Origin of the sequence: Kitasatospora sp. SUK 42 (assembly GCF_015776785.2) — a bacterium.
Classification (GTDB): domain Bacteria; phylum Actinomycetota; class Actinomycetes; order Streptomycetales; family Streptomycetaceae; genus Kitasatospora.
Genome location: NZ_LFMD02000002.1, coordinates 1102225 through 1116837, shown reverse-complemented (window position 1 = coordinate 1116837; position 14613 = coordinate 1102225). Strand labels below are relative to the sequence as shown.

Genomic DNA, 14613 nt, shown 5'->3' with positions numbered 1-14613 from the left:
GGACGAGAGCGCGCCCGCTGATGGGCCGGCGCACCGGCCGCCCGGAGGCCGCCGCCCGCCCCGACCGCACCCCCGTTCGGCCGCAGCCGTCCGCGGCCGTCCTCCGCTCCTCCGCACGCGGGCGACGCCTCGTCTTCGCCGCCGCGGGCGCCTTCTCGGTCGCCGCGGTGACGCTCGGCGGCGTCGGCGGGCTGCCCCAGGGCGAGGAGCAGCACGGCACCACGCTCAGCCCGCCCGGCGGCAGCGGCGGCTCCGGCCGCCCGGGCCTGGTCCCGATGAACGCGCAGGTCCCGGTGGACTTCCCGGGCCGGCCGATCGCCTCCACCCGGGAGGCGACCCCGTCCGCCTCTCCCGAGCGCTACCCGGGCAACATCGCCGCGCTGCGCCAGCAGCTGCCCTAGCGGAACCCCTCGCACCCGGCTCAGGCCACCGGCTGGTCTTTACCACGGCTTCATCCCAACGTGGAACAGGGACCCGCCGGTGGCCATTACCCTGTAGGAACCGTCGTCCGGCGAGCTAGGGAGCAAAGGTGTTCAGCGATGTAGGAGGGCTGGAGGTCCTGACCCTGATCGTCATGGCGATCATCATCTTCGGCCCCGACAAGCTGCCGAAGCTGATCCAGGACACCATGGGCTTCATCCGGAAGATCCGGTCCTTCGCCGACAACGCGAAGGAGGACATCCGCAGCGAGCTGGGCCCGGAGTTCAAGGACTTCGAGTTCGAGGACCTCAACCCCAAGACCTTCGTGCGCAAGCAGCTCATGGGGGACCAGCAGGACCCGCTGGGCCTCAAGGAGATGAAGGACACCCTCGACATCCGCTCCGTCCTGGACGACAAGCCCGCGGCGCCGGTGAACGGCCACAGCGGCAGCGTGAGCTTCGAGAAGGCCTCCCCGGCCCCCGCCTCCTCCGGTGCCCCGCTTCAGCCGGGCGAGCGGCCCCCGTTCGACCCCGACGCGACCTGACCGCGACCCGCCCGGACCCCGCGGCGACGCGAGCCCGCCCCGCCCGGCCGCCCGGCTGAGCGGGGCGGTGGCGTGTGCGCCGCTATTGTGCTGATTGTTCCCGCTGAGCCGTCCGTCACATCCGCGCCCCCGCGGACCAGGAACGGCCACCGGGAACGCCGAGGTACGCCACCATGGGAGCGCGCCACGGCAGGCACACGTGCGTTGAGGAGGCCCGGGGATGGACGCGACGAGTCAGGCGGGAGGGGCGACGGCCACGGCCGGCGGCCCGGTGGTCGGCGGACAGGCCGGCCCGGCGGACCCGCTGGTGCCCTACCTGTCCGCAGACTTCCCCTGGTACGGCCTGGACGACGGCTGGACCGGCCGCCGCTACCTGATGCAGGCCGGTGCGGGCGGCCCCCGTGCCGGGGCGGCCGGCAGCGTCGACTACGGCACCCTCGGCCACGGCGACGAGCCGGCCAGGCAGTTCGAGGCGCGAGACGTGCGCAAGTTCGCGGTGGTGGTCACCGTGGCCCGCCGGGACAGCCGCCGCAGCGCCGACAACACCGGCACCCTGGAGGCGACCTCCGCCTCCTCCGCCGCCTGGCTGGCCGGCTCAGGCCTGCTCGCCGCGACCTGGCCCGGCCAGCTGGACCGCACGCTGCGCCAGGACTGGATGGACCAGCAGAGCACCCTGGCCTGGGACCTCGCCGACGACCTGGCGGGCCCCGGCTGGTCCACTCTCAGCCTGCCGGTCAACGGCCTGCCGCAGCCTTTCCGCTACCGCGAGTCCGAGTACGGCTGGGTGCTGGCGGGGGAGGCCCCCGGCGTCCTGCTCGGAGCCTTCGGGCGTGGCGTCAGCGCCTACGGCGTCGGCTTCGCCACCGTCCCCGACCTGGGCGCCTACACCCGGCCGTAGTCGCCTTCTCCGAGGACCACGAGCGGCCGCGGCGCCGTGCCGGTTGACGTCCTGTCACCGGTTCCGGGCACGGGAACGGGCCGGGTGCGGGTGCACCCGGCCCGTTCCGTCCGCCGATGTCAGAACTTGTTCCTGGGGGTCAGCCCGAGCGACATCCCGGACAGCCCGCGCTGGCGGCCGCCGAGCTTGCCGGCCACCGCGCGCAGGGCCGCGCCGGCCGGGGAGTCGGGGGCGGCGAGCACGACCGGGCGGCCGTCGTCGCCGCCCTCGCGCAGCCGGACGTCGATCGGGATCGAGCCGAGCACCGGGACGGTCGCGCCGACGGTGCGGGTGAGCGCGTCCGCGACGGTCTGGCCGCCGCCGGTGCCGAACACGTCGATCATCTCGTCGCAGTGCGGGCACGGCATGCCGGACATGTTCTCGATCACGCCGACGATCTTCTGGTGGGTCTGCACCGCGATGGTGCCGGCCCGCTCGGCTACCTCGGCGGCGGCCATCTGCGGGGTGGTGACGATCAGGATCTCCGCGTTGGGGACCAGCTGGGCCACCGAGATCGCGATGTCGCCGGTGCCGGGCGGCAGGTCCAGCAGCAGCACGTCCAGGTCGCCCCACCACACGTCGGCGAGGAACTGCTGCAGCGCGCGGTGCAGCATCGGGCCGCGCCAGACCACCGGGGCGTTGCCCGGGGTGAACATCCCGATCGAGATGACCTTCACGCCGTTCGCCTGCGGCGGCATGATCATGTCCTGGACCTGGGTCGGCCGGCCCTCGACGCCCAGCATCCGCGGCACGCTGTGGCCGTAGATGTCGGCGTCCACCACGGCGACCTTCAGGCCGTCCGCGGCCATCGCGGCGGCCAGGTTCACGGTGACCGAGGACTTGCCGACGCCGCCCTTGCCGGAGGCCACGGCGTAGACGCGGGTCAGCGTGCCGGGCTTGGCGAACGGGATCTCCCGCTCGGGGGCGCCGCCGCGCAGCAGCTGGGAGAGCTCCTTGCGCTGGGCGTCGCTCATCACGTCGAGCTCGACCTCGACGCCGGTCACGCCGGCCACCGCGCCGACCGCCTCGCGGACCCGGGTGACGATGGTGTCGCGCATCGGACAGCCGGAGACGGTCAGGTAGACCGCGACGCGCACGGCGCCGCCCTCGGCGATCTCGACCGATTTCACCATGCCGATCTCGGTGATCGGGCGGTTGATCTCCGGGTCGTTGACGGTCGCCAGCGCCTGGCGTACGGACTCCTCCGTGACGCCGGCCGCGACCTCTGTCTCGTTGGCCATGCCTTGATGGTACGGCGCCCGGGGCACCTCTTAACCGGTCGGTAGCGTGCCGCAGGTCACAGCGCCTCCGAGGCGTCCCGGCGCTCGTCCATCTCCTTGAGCAGCGACTGGAGTTCGGAGCGGATGAAGTCGCGTGTGGCCACCTCGCCGAGGCCCTGCCGCAGCGCCGCCACCTCCCGGGCCAGGTACTCGGTGTCCGCGATGCTGCGGTCGCTGCGGGCCCGGTCCTGCTCCATGTTGACCCGGTCCCGGTTGTCCTGGCGGTTCTGCGCCAGCAGGATCAGCGGGGCCGCGTACGAGGCCTGCAGGGACAGCGCCAGGGTCAGGAAGATGAACGGGTACTCGTCGAAGCGCACGCTGGCCGGCAGCAGGGTGTTCCACCCTATCCAGAGGACCACCACCACCGTCATCCAGACGATGAACCGCCCGGTGCCGAGGAAGCGGGCGATCCGCTCCGACAGCACGCCGAAGGCCTCGGGGTCGTAGGACGGCAGCGTGATCAGGCCGGGGCGGGCGGTGCGCGGCTGGTCGAGCCGGGAGCGGTTGGAGCCGGTGATCGGGGAGGTCTCCAGGCGGTCCCGGCCGCCGCCCTCGCGGGTGCGCAGCTCGCGCAGCTGGCGCAGCTCCCGCAGCTCGCCCTGGAGGCGCCGGCGCGCGGAGTCGTTCGGCTGTCGGTTGCGGTCAGTGTCCACCGGCCACCCCTTCCCTCTCGTCGTCCCCGGCGTGCAGCGCGTCGTCGCGCCAGTCGTCCGGCAGCAGGTGGTCGAGCACGTCGTCGACGGTCACCGCGCCGAGCAGGTGGTCCGCCTCGTCCACGACCGGCGCGGCCACCAGGTTGTAGGTCGCCAGGTAGCTGGTCACCAGTGACAGCGGGGTGTCCGGCGGCAGCGGGTCCAGGTCGTCGTCCACCAGTGAGCCGACCAGCACGTACGGGGGCTCGCGCAGCAGCCGCTGGAAGTGCACGACGCCCAGGTAGCGCCCGGTCGGGGTCTCGTTCGGCGGGCGGCAGACGAACACCTGGGCGGCCAGCGCGGGCTTGTGGTCGCTGACCCGGATCCGGGCCAGCGCCTCGGCGACCGTCGCGTCCGGCTCCAGCACGATCGGCTCGGTGGTCATCAGACCGCCGGCGGTGTCCTCCTCGTACGTCAGCAGGCGGCGCACCGGCGCGGCCTCCTCGGGCTCCATCAGCTGGAGCAGCCGCTCGGCCTCCTCACCGGGCAGCTCGGAGAGCAGGTCGGCGGCGTCGTCCGGGTCCATCGCCTCCAGGACGTCGGCGGCGCGCTCCTGCTTGAGCTTGCCGATGATCTCGACCTGGTCGTCCTCGGGCAGCTCCTCCAGGACGTCCGCGAGCCGATCGTCGGGCAGCGCGGCGGCCACCTCGCCCCGGCGCTTGGCGGACAGGTGGTGCATCACGCTGGCGAGGTCGGCCGGGCGTAGCTGCTCGAAGGTGGCGAGCAGGTTGGCCGCGCCCTGGTCCTGCTCGGGCAGCGTGAAGCCGGTGACGTCCTGCCAGTCCAGGGTGAGCCGCTCGCCCCTGCCCTTGCGCAGCCGGCCGGCCCGGCCGACCTGCACGAAGACCTTGCTGACCTCCCACTCGCGCAGCCGGGTCTGCACCATGCCGACGTCCAGCACGGTGACCTCCTCACCGGTCTTGGACCAGGTGACGGTGCGGTCCAGCAGCTCGGCGAGCACCAGCGTCTCGGCCGGGCGCTGCTCGAAGCGCCGCAGGTTGATCAGGCCGGTGGTGAGCACCTGGCCGGACTCCAGGCTGGTCACCCTGGTCATCGGCAGGAAGATCCGGCGCCGGGCGACCACCTCGACGACCAGGCCGAGCACGCGCGGCGGACGGCCGCCGAGCCGCAGCGAGACCACCACGTCCCGGACCCGGCCGACCTGGTCGCCGTTCGGGTCGAAGACCGCGATGGCGGAGAGGTGGGAGATGAAGACCCGGGTACCTGGCCCTGCCATGGACTCCCTCGACTCGCTCGACGCCGTGCGGCGTGCGCCGGGGCGCACGTTCGGCCCAGGCTACCCGTGTGTCCGAGGCCCGGCCCGGTGTGGCACCGTAGCGGCCGCAGGAGTCCTGGGCATGAACCTTTAGCGGCGCTTGAACAGCAGTTTGGGCAGGCCGGCCGGGATCGGGCGGCGGGTGGTGGCCGGGGTGGGCAGCGGCTGGGCGGCGTGCGATCCGTCCGGCATCGCGCCAGGACGCTCGGTCAGCGGCCCGGTCGGCTCCAGCCGCAGCACCCGGCACTCGCGGGCCCAGCGCTCGGTGATGGCGTCGGTGTCGGGAGCGTTCAGCCGCTTGCCCTTGAGCTCCTCGACGGCGCCCCGCCAGGCCTCGCCGTTCGGCTCCAGCTCGACGACCCTGGCGTTCCAGCCGGTCAGCCGGCCGCCCTTGTCCTTGCTGCGCACGGTGACCACGGCCCCGGCGCCAGAGGTCAGCCCGTGCAGCGGCTGCTCGCCGTCGTCGCCGACCACCACCACCGCGCCGTCGTGCCAGGCGTGCCAGAGCGGGCGGGCCTGCGCCTCGCCGTCCGCGCGCACCCAGAGCAGCCCGGACTTCTTCGCGGCCTCCTCCAGCAGGGCCTGGTCGAGGAGGTCGTCGGCGGTCGCGGCGGCGGGCGTACGGTCCATGGCGGACAGCGTACGGCTTTCAGGCCCCCCGGTGTCCGCCGGACGTCTCAGCCCCCGGGCGACAGTTCCATTAGCGGCCCACGGGCCTTACCGTATGAGCGCCCCGCCACCATGACCAGCGAAGGAGCGCCGTGCCCGCCGCCCGGCCCGCGACCGCCCCCGCCATCGCCGCAGCCGCCGACCCTCGGCCCGCGCAGCCGCTGCCGACCCTCGACCTGCTGCTGCTCGCCGTCTCGATCGGCGGCATCTCCTTCTCCGGCCCGCTGATCAGCGCCACCGCCGCCCCCGCGCTGGCGATCGCCCTCTGGCGCAACGTCATGTCGGTCGGCGCCCTCGGCCCGTACGCGCTGCTGCGCCACCGCGCCGAACTGCGCGGCATCGGGCGGCGGGCGCTGCTGCTCGCGATCGCCGCCGGGGCGCTGCTCGCCGTGCACTTCGCGCTCTGGATGCCCAGCCTGCGGATGACCTCGGTGGCCTCCGCCACCGCCCTGGTCACCACCACCCCGCTGTGGACGATCCTGCTGATGCGGCTGTTCGGCGTCCGGGCGCCGCGACTGGTCTGGCTCGGCACCGTCGTCGCCTTCGCCGGCGTGCTGGTGCTGACCGGCGTGGACCTCTCGATGTCCCCGCGCGCCCTGCTCGGCGACGGCCTGGCCCTCGCCGCCGGCCTCGCCGCGGCCGGGTACATGCTGCTCGGCGCCGAGGTCCGGCGGACGGTCAGCACCACCGCGTACACGCTGGTCTGCTACGCCACCACCGGGCTGGTCCTGCTGGTGATCTGCCTGGCCGCCGGGACGCCGCTGTCCGGCTGGTCGGCCGGGGCGTGGTGGCAGATCGTGCTGCTGATGGTCTCCGCCCAGCTGCTCGGCCACTCGCTGAGCAACCGGGTGGTGCGCAACCTCGGCCCGTCGATCACCTCCACCGCGATCCTGCTGGAGACCCCGGGCGCGGCCCTGATCGCCGCCCTCTGGCTCGGCCAGTGGCCCCCGGCGGCCGCCTACCCGGCGGTGGTGCTGATCCTGCTCGGCCTGGTGCTGGTCGCCCGCGGCGGACGGCGCTGAGCCTTCGGCTACAGCCAGCCGTTGCGGCGGAAGCCCCGGTACATCCCGAGGCAGATCAGCACGATGGCGCCGAGCACCATCGGGTAGCCGTACTCGTCGTCCAACTCGGGCATGTACTTGAAGTTCATGCCGTACACGCCGGTGATCATCGTGGGCACGGCGAAGATCGCCGCCCAGGCGGTGATCTTGCGCATGTCCTCGTTCTGCGCCACCGACACCTGCGCCAGGTTCGCCTGGAGCAGCGAGTTCAGCAGCTCGTCGAAGCCGTGCACCTGCTCGGTGACCCGGGCCAGGTGGTCGGCGACGTCCCGGAAGTACTTCTGGATGTCCGGGTCCACCAGGCGCTGCGACGGCTCGGACAGCTGCTGCATGGGCCGCAGCAGCGGCGCCACCGCGCGCTTGAACTCCAGCACCTCGCGCTTGAGTTGGTACACCCGGCCGACGTCCTCGCTGCGGCCGCCCTTGGCCGAGAAGACGCCGTACTCGATCTCGTCCATGTCGGTCTGCAGCCGCTCGGCGACCAGCAGGTAGTTGTCCACCACGTGGTCGGCGATCGCGTGCAGCACCGCCGAGGGGCCCTTCGCCAGCAGCCCGGACTCGTCGGTGTCGGCCTCCAGCCGGTGCCGCAGCTCCTGGAGCGAGCCGTGGCCGCCGTGGCGCACGGTGATCACGAAGTCCCGCCCGGCGAAGACCATCAGTTCGCCGGTCTCCACCACCTCGCTGGTCGGCGTCAGCTGGTCGTGCTCGACGTAGCGGATGGTCTTGAAGACGGCGAAGAGGATGTCGTCGTAGCGCTCCACCTTGGGCCGCTGGTGCGCGTGCACCGCGTCCTCCACCGCGAGCGGGTGCAGGCCGAAGCGCTGGGCGATGCCCTCGAACTCGGCCTCGGTCGGCTCGTGCAGCCCGATCCAGCTGAACGAGCCGGTGCCGTCCGTCAGTTGGTGCGCCGCCTTGACCCGGCGGGCGGCCTCGCGCGGGCTGCAGCTCTCGCCGCTGCGCCGACCGTGCTGGTAGACCGCGCAGTCCACGACCGCCGAGCCGCTGCCCTCCGGAACGGCGTCGTACGGGCCGGTGGCGCCCCGGCGGCGGTTGGTGCGGACGGCGGCGCGCAGGCTGTTGATCATCGACATGACAGGCTCCCTGGGACAGGAACCGTCGCACGGCGGCGGGAAGGGCGAAGGCGGGGCCGTGGTGCGGCGGCGAGGAACACCGGTGAAGGGGACGAAGGTGCTCTCCCGGCCGGTCCGTTCGCCGTCGATCCGCGCGCCCGGGCCGCTACGGCTGGTTCAGCCGCGAAGGCCTGCGGGGCGGATGCTGCGGGGAGGTCGGGGCCGGGCAGAGCTGCCGGTACTGCATGGTCGGCCGGTATCCACCGCAACCACCTCCTTCGCGCCGCCGCCCCGGGACGAAGGATCCCGGTGGCCAGTCGCTCACCCTAACACCTGACCGGGCGTCGGCGCCGGGGGGTTGACCAAGCCTTGACGGCCCACCGTCCGCACGCGTCGACGGGCCCGCCCTCCACGCGTCCCGCGCGCCCGCCCGGGTTACGCTCACCGGCATGGCGCACGACTTCCCGCTCTTCGGCGACCCCCACGGCGGCAGCTCCCCTGAGCTCTCCCGGGAGGCGGTGCTGGCCGCCGTCGAGGCCCGGCTGATCTCCACCTTCGGCGAGCCGGGCGGCCGTGCCGCCGTCACCTTCCTCGGCGCCGACCGGATCGAGGTGCTGCGCTTCGGCCCGGATGCCGAGGGCCTGGTCCGCTACACCACGCTCGGGATGTCCGCCGCGCCGATGGCCGACCCGACCTCGCCGGTCGCCGACCAACTGCGCGGCCCGCGCGTCGAACTGGTGCTGACCGTGCGCGGCGGACGCGACGGCGTGCTGCGCAGCCTCGCCACCTTCGCCGCGACCCCGCAGGTCGAGGGCCTGGTGGTGGCCCCGGGCGGCTCGCTGGACCTCGGCGCCCCGCTCTGGGACGGCGCCCCCTTCACCTCGGTGCTGGCCGCCGAGCCGGGCGGCCTGGTCGAGGACCTGGAACTCGCCGAGCCCGCCGAGCCGGTGCGCTTCCTGCCGCTGCTGCCGATGACGCCCAACGAGGCGGGCTGGAAGCGGGTGCACGGCGCGGCCGCGCTCCAGGAGCGCTGGCTCAACCAGGGCACCGACCTGCGCGACCCGGACCGGCGCGGCGTCAAGCTCGACTGACTCCGGCTCAACTCGGGCGTGCGGCAGGGTCCGTACGCCCATGCCGCGCCCCGGTGCGCCGGAGCGTGGCGGCCGCGCCGCTCAGTGCCCGATCGGCTTCGCGCCGGTGGCCTGCGCCAGCAGCGCCTCGTACACGGCCGGGTCGGTGGTGTGCTCGCCGAGCCGGACGGTCTTGCGGCTGCCGTGGTAGTCGCTGGAGCCGGTGACCAGCAGTCCGAGCTCGCCGGCCAGGCCGCGCAGCCGCTGCCTGGTCTCCTCGTCGTGGTCGGTGTGGTCGACCTCCAGCCCGGCCAGCCCGGCCGCCGCGAGGTCGGCGATCACCCCGTCGGACACCGTCCGGCCGCGCTTGACCGCGCCGGGGTGGGCGAAGACCGGCACCCCGCCGGCCGCCCGGACCAGCCGGACCGCCTCGATCGGGTCGGTCTCGTGCTTGCGGACGTCCGCCCGGCCGTCGTTGGCGAGCCAGTCCGGGGTGAAGGCGTCCGAGACGGTGGCCACCACGCCGGCCTCGACCAGCGCGCTGGCGATGTGCGGCCGCCCGACGGAGCCCGCCCCGGCGATCCGCTGCACCTGCTCCCAGCTGATCTCCGCGCCGAGCTCGCGGCAGCGCTCGACGATCGCCCGCCCGCGCCGGAACCGGTCGGTGCGCACCAGCTCCCGCTCGCGCGCGAACTCCGGCTCCTCGGGGTCGAACAGGTACGCCAGCAGGTGCATGCTGACGCCCTCCACCGCGCAGGACAGCTCGGCGCCCGGGACGAGGGTCAGCCGGGTGCCGTCCGGCAGCGCGTGCACCGCCTCGGCCGCCTCGGCGTGGCCGGCGACGGTGTCGTGGTCGGTGAGCGCCACCACGTCGAGGCCGGTGGCGACCGCCGCCGCGACCAGCTCGGCCGGGCTGTCGGTGCCGTCGGAGGCGTTGCTGTGGGCGTGCAGGTCGATGCGCACGGGGCGGACTCCTGGATGCTCGTGGGTGCCGCCCAGGATAGGACGTTCAGCCCAGCAGGCGGGGGGAGAGGGCCCCACAGGGCAGCAGGTCCAGCTCGGCGCCGGCCTCGCGCAGGTCGGTGAGCACCAGTTCGTCGTACATCACCAGGGCGGACTGCTCGGGCCAGGCGACCGCCCAGAGCCAGAGCCCGCGGGCCTCGCCGACGAACACCGCGCGGTCGGCCGGGGCGTCCGGGACGTGGAACATCGGGGTGGGCCGCCCGGCGGCCATCAGCTTGGCGTCGGCGGGCTTGTAGAGGCCGACCGAGTCGCCCGGGTCCGGCCCGGGCAGTCCGGCGTAGCGGGCGCCGAGCCCGACGCCCAGCTCCTCGGCGACCAGCACCAGCTCGCCGAAGCCGCCCAGCGGCGCCGGCCCGGAGCAGGCGACGGCGGTGGCACGGGCGCCCGAGACGTCGTCCCCGACGTGGGCGATGCCGGTGTAGAGCCAGCCCACCGGGAGCGGCCAGGGCAGCCAGACGGGGACCTGGGAACGGACGACGGCGACGCCCAGGGCTTCCACACTCGGGGGCAGCACGGGCTGCATCGGGTGCACCGCTCCGTGCCGGTCGCACTGCCAGGTGTCCGAAAACAGACCGGGGGCGCGGACCCGACCGGCGCACCTCGGGCAGCTTGGCTCGCCCCTCATAGCCGACAACGCTCCTCCCTCCGGACCGCCGCGTCAAGGACGATCACCCGTACGGACGGCTACGGCGGCACCTGTCGGTGGCGGACGCCCGGCCGGCGCTGGGTGGGGTGCGGCGCGGGCGGTTCCCGTTGGGGGGATGTCCCGTGACGGGCGGTGGCAAACGTCCCGGGCTCCGGCCCCGGACGCACTGACGCCCCGTCATCGTCGATCGCGGTGACGGGGCGTCAGTCGGGTATCGGAACGTCCGGATCGGACGATCCCGGCTCGTCTGCGGCGGGTGAGGCCTCCCGGTCGGAGGCGCCGCGCAGGGTCAGACGGTCGGGCACGGGCGGATGAGCAGGCGTTCGCCGGTGCGGGCGGCGGCCTGGACGAGTTCCTGCACGGTGGCGGCGTCGGCGATCACGCGGTCGGTGGCGGAGCCGTTGGCGTCGTCAAGTCGGACGATCTCGAAGCGCATGGTCTTCGTCATGGGCGTCTCCTCTCCTGGCCCCGTCGGCTGGGGCGGCTGCGGCTGACTCGGTATCAGCCCTTTCGGGGTCCGGCGGATCCGGCGGTGCGGCCGGAGTGGCCGGGGCGTACGTGCGGCGGTCTGCTGCGGCAAGGGCTCCCCCTGCTTGCCTGGTGCGTCCAATGCCTCGTGAACCACGGTGCCGTGGCGGTGCTACTGGGCCGTTGCCCGCCCGTAACGTCCAGGTTTCGACTGATCGGCGCCCGAGTGCGGGCCGGTCGATGATTCCCGGACAGAATCAAAGATTACCGTAACTAACGAATTTTGTCCTGCGTTGAGGACGGTCGAACTTCCAGAAGTGGTTCAGACCACTCTTGGCGCGGGGTCCGCTCAGGCCCAGAACGACGCCAGCGCCGCGGCCGTGGCGGCGGGCCGCTCGGCGTTGGGGGAGTGGCCCGCGTCCTCGACCACCACCCGGCGGGCGCCCAGCCGCTCCGCCATCCGGGACTGCTCCGGCACCGGCCAGGCGTAGTCCCGCACCCCGGAGAGCACCAGCACCGGCAGCACCCCGGCGGTCACCGCCGCCAGCTCCGCCACCCGGTCCGGCGCGGCCACCAGGTGGGCGCCGGTGACGGCCAGCGCCCGCGGCACCCCGGCCACCCAGCGGCGGTGCAGGAACTCCGCGATCTCCGGCTCCACGGCGGGCCTCGGCTCGCCGCTGCTCTCCTCCATCTGCCGCATGATCTGCCAGATCTCTTCCAAGCCGAGCACCGGCAGGACGTCCAGCAGCAGCTTGGTCCGAGCCGCCTCGGAGGGGTCCAGCGCGCCCGGGCCGGTGGACATCAGGGTCAGCGAGCGCCACGGCAGCGCCCCCTCCGCGGCGGCCGCCAGCACGGCCTCCCGCACCACCTGGCCGCCGAAGGAGTGCCCCAGCAGGTGCACCGGTCCGCCCTCCGCCGCCAGCACCTCGGTCAGCGCCCGCACGTCCGCGCCCAGCGCCGCCACCGCGTACGCGGCCGGATCGTCCGGCCCGCCGGTCTCGTACTGCCCCCGCTGGTCCACGGCCGTCACCCGGTACCCGGCCGCCGCCAGCGGCTCCAGCAGCCCGATGAAGTCCTCCTTGCTGCCCGTGAACCCCGGCACCAGCAGCGCCGACCCCCGCACCGGGCCGTCCGGCTCCGCCCGCAGCGCCGCGAACTCCCCCCGCGCGGTCACCACCCGCTCCGCCCGCGCACAGCCGGGCAACGTCAGGAAAGGCGGGGTGCTCATGCGCCCACCTCGCTGCGCTCGCTCATGGACTCATTCCCTCCCGCGACGGACCGACATCCCGAGCCTATGCCGTTCCCGCGCTGGTCGCCGTGCCGTTGCGGGCGGGAACGCCCGAGGGGGCGGGCGGGCCGGTGTGGCCCGCCCGCCCCCTCGGGGCGCGTGTGGCTCAGCTCTCCGGGGTGGCTTCCGGGGCGACCGCGGCCTTGCGGGTGCGGGTGCGCTTGCGCGGGGCCGGGACCTCGGCGGCGGCCGCCTCGGTGGCCGGGGCCTCCGGGGCGGTCTCGGCGACGGCCTTGGGCTTGCGGGCCCGGGTGGCCTTCTTGGCGACCGGGGCCTCGGCGGGAGCCTCGGCCGGGGCCTCGACAGCGGTCTCGACAGCGGTCTCGACGGCTACGGCCTTGCGGGTCCGGGTCCGGGTGGCCTTCTTGGCAGCCGGGGCCTCGGCGGGAGCCTCGGCCGGGGCCTCGACAGCGGTCTCGACGGCTGCGGCCTTGCGGGTCCGGGTCCGGGTGGCCTTCTTGGCGACCGGGGCCTCGGCGGGAGCCTCGGCCGGGGCCTCGGTCACCACGGCGGCCTCGACGGCCTCGACGGCCTCGACGGCCTCGGCCTTCGGCTTGCGCGCCCGGGTCCGGGTGCGGGAGGCCGGCTTCTCCTCGGCCACCGGGGCCTCGACCACGGCCTCGACGGCCGGAGCCGCCTCGACCACGGCCTCGACGGCCACCGCGGCGGTCTCACCGGCGGCGGCGCCACCGCGCGAGCGGCGACGACGACGGCGCGGCGCGGCCTCGCCCTCGGCGCCCTCGACGGCCGGGGCCGCCGGAGCGGCCACCGAGGCCTCGGTCACCACGGCGGACTCGTCGGCCCCGTCGACCGTCGTGCCGCGGCGGGTGCGGCGGCGCTCACGGGTGCGGCGCGGCTTCTCCTCGGCGGCCGGGGTCTCGACGGCGGCACGGCCCGAGCCGCCCCGCCCGCCGCGGCCGCGACCGGTGCGGGCGCCGCGCCCGCCGGTCTCGCCGAGGTCCTCGATCTCCTCCGCGCCGAGCCCGGCCCGGGTGCGCTCCGAGCGGGGCAGGATGCCCTTGGTGCCCGGGGTGATCTTCAGCAGCTCGTACAGGTGCGGCGAGGTGGAGTAGGTCTCCTCCGGCTCGTTGAACGGCAGGTCCAGCGCCTTGTTGATCAGCTGCCAGCGCGGGATGTCGTCCCAGTCGACCAGGGTGACGGCGGTGCCGGAGGCGCCGGCCCGGCCGGTGCGGCCGATCCGGTGCAGGTAGGTCTTCTCGTCCTCGGGGCACTGGTAGTTGATGACGTGGGTGACGCCCTCGACGTCGATGCCGCGGGCGGCCACGTCGGTGCAGACCAGGACGTCGACCTTGCCGTTGCGGAAGGCCCGCAGCGCCTGCTCGCGGGCGCCCTGGCCGAGGTCGCCGTGCACCGCGCCGGCCGCGAAGCCGCGCTGGGTGAGCTGGTCGGAGACGTCGGCGGCGGTGCGCTTGGTGCGGCAGAAGATCATCGCCAGCCCGCGGCCCTCAGCCTGCAGGATGCGCGAGACCATCTCGACCTTGTCCAGCGAGTGCGCACGGAAGATGTGCTGCTCGATGTTGGCGACGGTGGTGCCGGTGTCGTCCGGGGCGGTGGCCCGGATGTGGGTCGGCTGGCTCATGTACCGGCGGGCGAGGCTGATCACCTGGCCCGGCATGGTGGCCGAGAACAGCAGGGTCTGCCGCTTGGCGGGCAGCATGGTGATGATCTTCTCGACGTCCGGCAGGAAGCCGAGGTCGAGCATCTCGTCGGCCTCGTCCAGGACCAGCGCGCGGACCTTGGACAGGTTGAGCTTCTTCTGCCCGGCCAGGTCGAGCAGCCGGCCCGGGGTGCCGACCACGATGTCGACGCCCTTGGAGAGCGCCTCGACCTGCGGCTCGTACGCCCGGCCGCCGTAGACCGCGAGCACGCGGACGTTGCGGACCTTGCCGGCGGTCTGCAGGTCGTTGGTGACCTGGGTGCAGAGCTCGCGGGTCGGGACGACGATCAGCGCCTGCGGGAAGTCGGAGAGCTGCTCCTCGGTGGTCCGGCCGGCGTCCACGTCGGCGCGTACGACGACCCGCTCGATCAGCGGGAGGCCGAAGCCGAGGGTCTTGCCGGTGCCGGTCTTGGCCTGGCCGATGACGTCGTGGCCGGTCAGCGCGACCGGGAGGGTCATCTCCTGGATGGGGAAGGGGTGGACGATGCCGA

General features: G+C 74.2%; 14 protein-coding genes and 1 pseudogene. 5 read left to right on the top strand and 10 right to left on the bottom strand.

Annotated features, from left to right (window positions below; translation table 11 throughout):
* The 3 genes and pseudogenes from RZ50_RS04675 to RZ50_RS04665 form a co-directional block, all read left to right on the top strand.
* Positions 1–401, top strand: a pseudogene (locus RZ50_RS04675) (hypothetical protein); the annotation flags it as partial.
* Positions 402–529: 128 nt separating this feature from the next.
* Complete coding sequence (locus tag RZ50_RS04670; RefSeq protein ID WP_196948512.1) at positions 530–964, top strand: sec-independent translocase; 435 nt, start codon at positions 530–532, stop codon at positions 962–964.
* Between the two features lie 220 nt (positions 965–1184).
* Positions 1185–1862: a hypothetical protein gene (locus RZ50_RS04665; RefSeq protein ID WP_196948511.1), complete on the top strand. Its 678-nt coding sequence runs from the start codon at positions 1185–1187 to the stop codon at positions 1860–1862.
* A gap of 119 nt (positions 1863–1981) precedes the next feature.
* Here RZ50_RS04665 and RZ50_RS04660 read toward each other — a convergent pair whose 3' ends face one another.
* From RZ50_RS04660 to RZ50_RS04645, 4 genes are all read right to left on the bottom strand, one after another.
* The gene (locus RZ50_RS04660; protein ID WP_196948510.1) at positions 1982–3142 is read right to left on the bottom strand and encodes an Mrp/NBP35 family ATP-binding protein; all 1161 of its coding nucleotides are present in this window, start codon (positions 3140–3142) and stop codon (positions 1982–1984) included.
* Positions 3143–3198: 56 nt separating this feature from the next.
* Positions 3199–3834 (bottom strand): DUF1003 domain-containing protein, encoded by a 636-nt coding sequence (locus RZ50_RS04655; protein ID WP_196948509.1) that lies wholly within the window; start codon positions 3832–3834, stop codon positions 3199–3201.
* The gene (locus tag RZ50_RS04650; protein WP_196948508.1) at positions 3824–5110 is read right to left on the bottom strand and encodes a magnesium transporter MgtE N-terminal domain-containing protein; all 1287 of its coding nucleotides are present in this window, start codon (positions 5108–5110) and stop codon (positions 3824–3826) included. Before RZ50_RS04650 ends, RZ50_RS04655 begins: the two co-directional genes overlap by 11 nt.
* Positions 5111–5239: 129 nt before the next feature.
* Positions 5240–5779 (bottom strand): hypothetical protein, encoded by a 540-nt coding sequence (locus tag RZ50_RS04645; RefSeq protein ID WP_196948507.1) that lies wholly within the window; start codon positions 5777–5779, stop codon positions 5240–5242.
* A gap of 131 nt (positions 5780–5910) precedes the next feature.
* Here RZ50_RS04645 and RZ50_RS04640 point away from each other — a divergent pair, with 131 nt between their 5' ends.
* The gene (locus RZ50_RS04640; RefSeq protein ID WP_196948506.1) at positions 5911–6840 is read left to right on the top strand and encodes a DMT family transporter; all 930 of its coding nucleotides are present in this window, start codon (positions 5911–5913) and stop codon (positions 6838–6840) included.
* An 8-nt stretch (positions 6841–6848) separates the two neighbouring features.
* Here the strand turns inward: RZ50_RS04640 and corA are convergent, their stop codons facing one another.
* Entirely contained in the window at positions 6849–7970 is a 1122-nt protein-coding gene (corA, locus tag RZ50_RS04635) for a magnesium/cobalt transporter CorA (protein ID WP_196948505.1), read from the bottom strand.
* A 428-nt stretch (positions 7971–8398) separates the two neighbouring features.
* On the opposite strand from corA, the gene RZ50_RS04630 reads away from it, so the two are divergent.
* Entirely contained in the window at positions 8399–9040 is a 642-nt protein-coding gene (locus RZ50_RS04630; protein WP_196948504.1) for a suppressor of fused domain protein, read from the top strand.
* Positions 9041–9121: 81 nt separating this feature from the next.
* Here RZ50_RS04630 and RZ50_RS04625 read toward each other — a convergent pair whose 3' ends face one another.
* The 5 genes from RZ50_RS04625 to RZ50_RS04605 form a co-directional block, all read right to left on the bottom strand.
* On the bottom strand, positions 9122–9982 hold the full coding sequence (locus RZ50_RS04625; protein ID WP_196948503.1) for a PHP domain-containing protein: 861 nt from the start codon (positions 9980–9982) through the stop codon (positions 9122–9124).
* A gap of 46 nt (positions 9983–10028) precedes the next feature.
* On the bottom strand, positions 10029–10667 hold the full coding sequence (locus tag RZ50_RS04620) for a DUF6758 family protein (protein ID WP_196948502.1): 639 nt from the start codon (positions 10665–10667) through the stop codon (positions 10029–10031).
* Between the two features lie 310 nt (positions 10668–10977).
* On the bottom strand, positions 10978–11136 hold the full coding sequence (locus RZ50_RS04615) for a hypothetical protein (protein ID WP_196948513.1): 159 nt from the start codon (positions 11134–11136) through the stop codon (positions 10978–10980).
* 369 nt (positions 11137–11505) lie between these two features.
* A complete protein-coding gene (locus tag RZ50_RS04610; protein ID WP_196948501.1) occupies positions 11506–12384 on the bottom strand; it encodes an alpha/beta fold hydrolase in 879 nt (292 codons plus the stop codon).
* 166 nt (positions 12385–12550) lie between these two features.
* Positions 12551–14581 carry a DEAD/DEAH box helicase gene (locus tag RZ50_RS04605; protein WP_254801983.1) on the bottom strand — a complete coding sequence of 677 codons (2031 nt, stop codon included), beginning with the start codon at positions 14579–14581 and terminating at the stop codon, positions 12551–12553.
* Positions 14582–14613 lie beyond the last annotated feature (32 nt).

Excerpts from the sequence above, each read along its gene's own strand:
- RZ50_RS04665 (WP_196948511.1), top strand. The coding sequence starts at position 1,185 with ATGGACGCGACGAGTCAGGCGGGAGGGGCGACGGCCACGGCCGGCGGC.
- RZ50_RS04660 (WP_196948510.1), bottom strand. The coding sequence starts at position 3,142 with ATGGCCAACGAGACAGAGGTCGCGGCCGGCGTCACGGAGGAGTCCGTA.
- RZ50_RS04650 (WP_196948508.1), bottom strand. The coding sequence starts at position 5,110 with ATGGCAGGGCCAGGTACCCGGGTCTTCATCTCCCACCTCTCCGCCATC.
- RZ50_RS04645 (WP_196948507.1), bottom strand. The coding sequence starts at position 5,779 with ATGGACCGTACGCCCGCCGCCGCGACCGCCGACGACCTCCTCGACCAG.
- corA (WP_196948505.1), bottom strand. The coding sequence starts at position 7,970 with ATGTCGATGATCAACAGCCTGCGCGCCGCCGTCCGCACCAACCGCCGC.
- RZ50_RS04630 (WP_196948504.1), top strand. The coding sequence starts at position 8,399 with ATGGCGCACGACTTCCCGCTCTTCGGCGACCCCCACGGCGGCAGCTCC.
- RZ50_RS04620 (WP_196948502.1), bottom strand. The coding sequence starts at position 10,667 with ATGAGGGGCGAGCCAAGCTGCCCGAGGTGCGCCGGTCGGGTCCGCGCC.
- RZ50_RS04615 (WP_196948513.1), bottom strand. The coding sequence starts at position 11,136 with ATGACGAAGACCATGCGCTTCGAGATCGTCCGACTTGACGACGCCAAC.
- RZ50_RS04610 (WP_196948501.1), bottom strand. The coding sequence starts at position 12,384 with ATGAGCACCCCGCCTTTCCTGACGTTGCCCGGCTGTGCGCGGGCGGAG.
- RZ50_RS04605 (WP_254801983.1), bottom strand. The coding sequence starts at position 14,581 with ATGACCCTCCCGGTCGCGCTGACCGGCCACGACGTCATCGGCCAGGCC.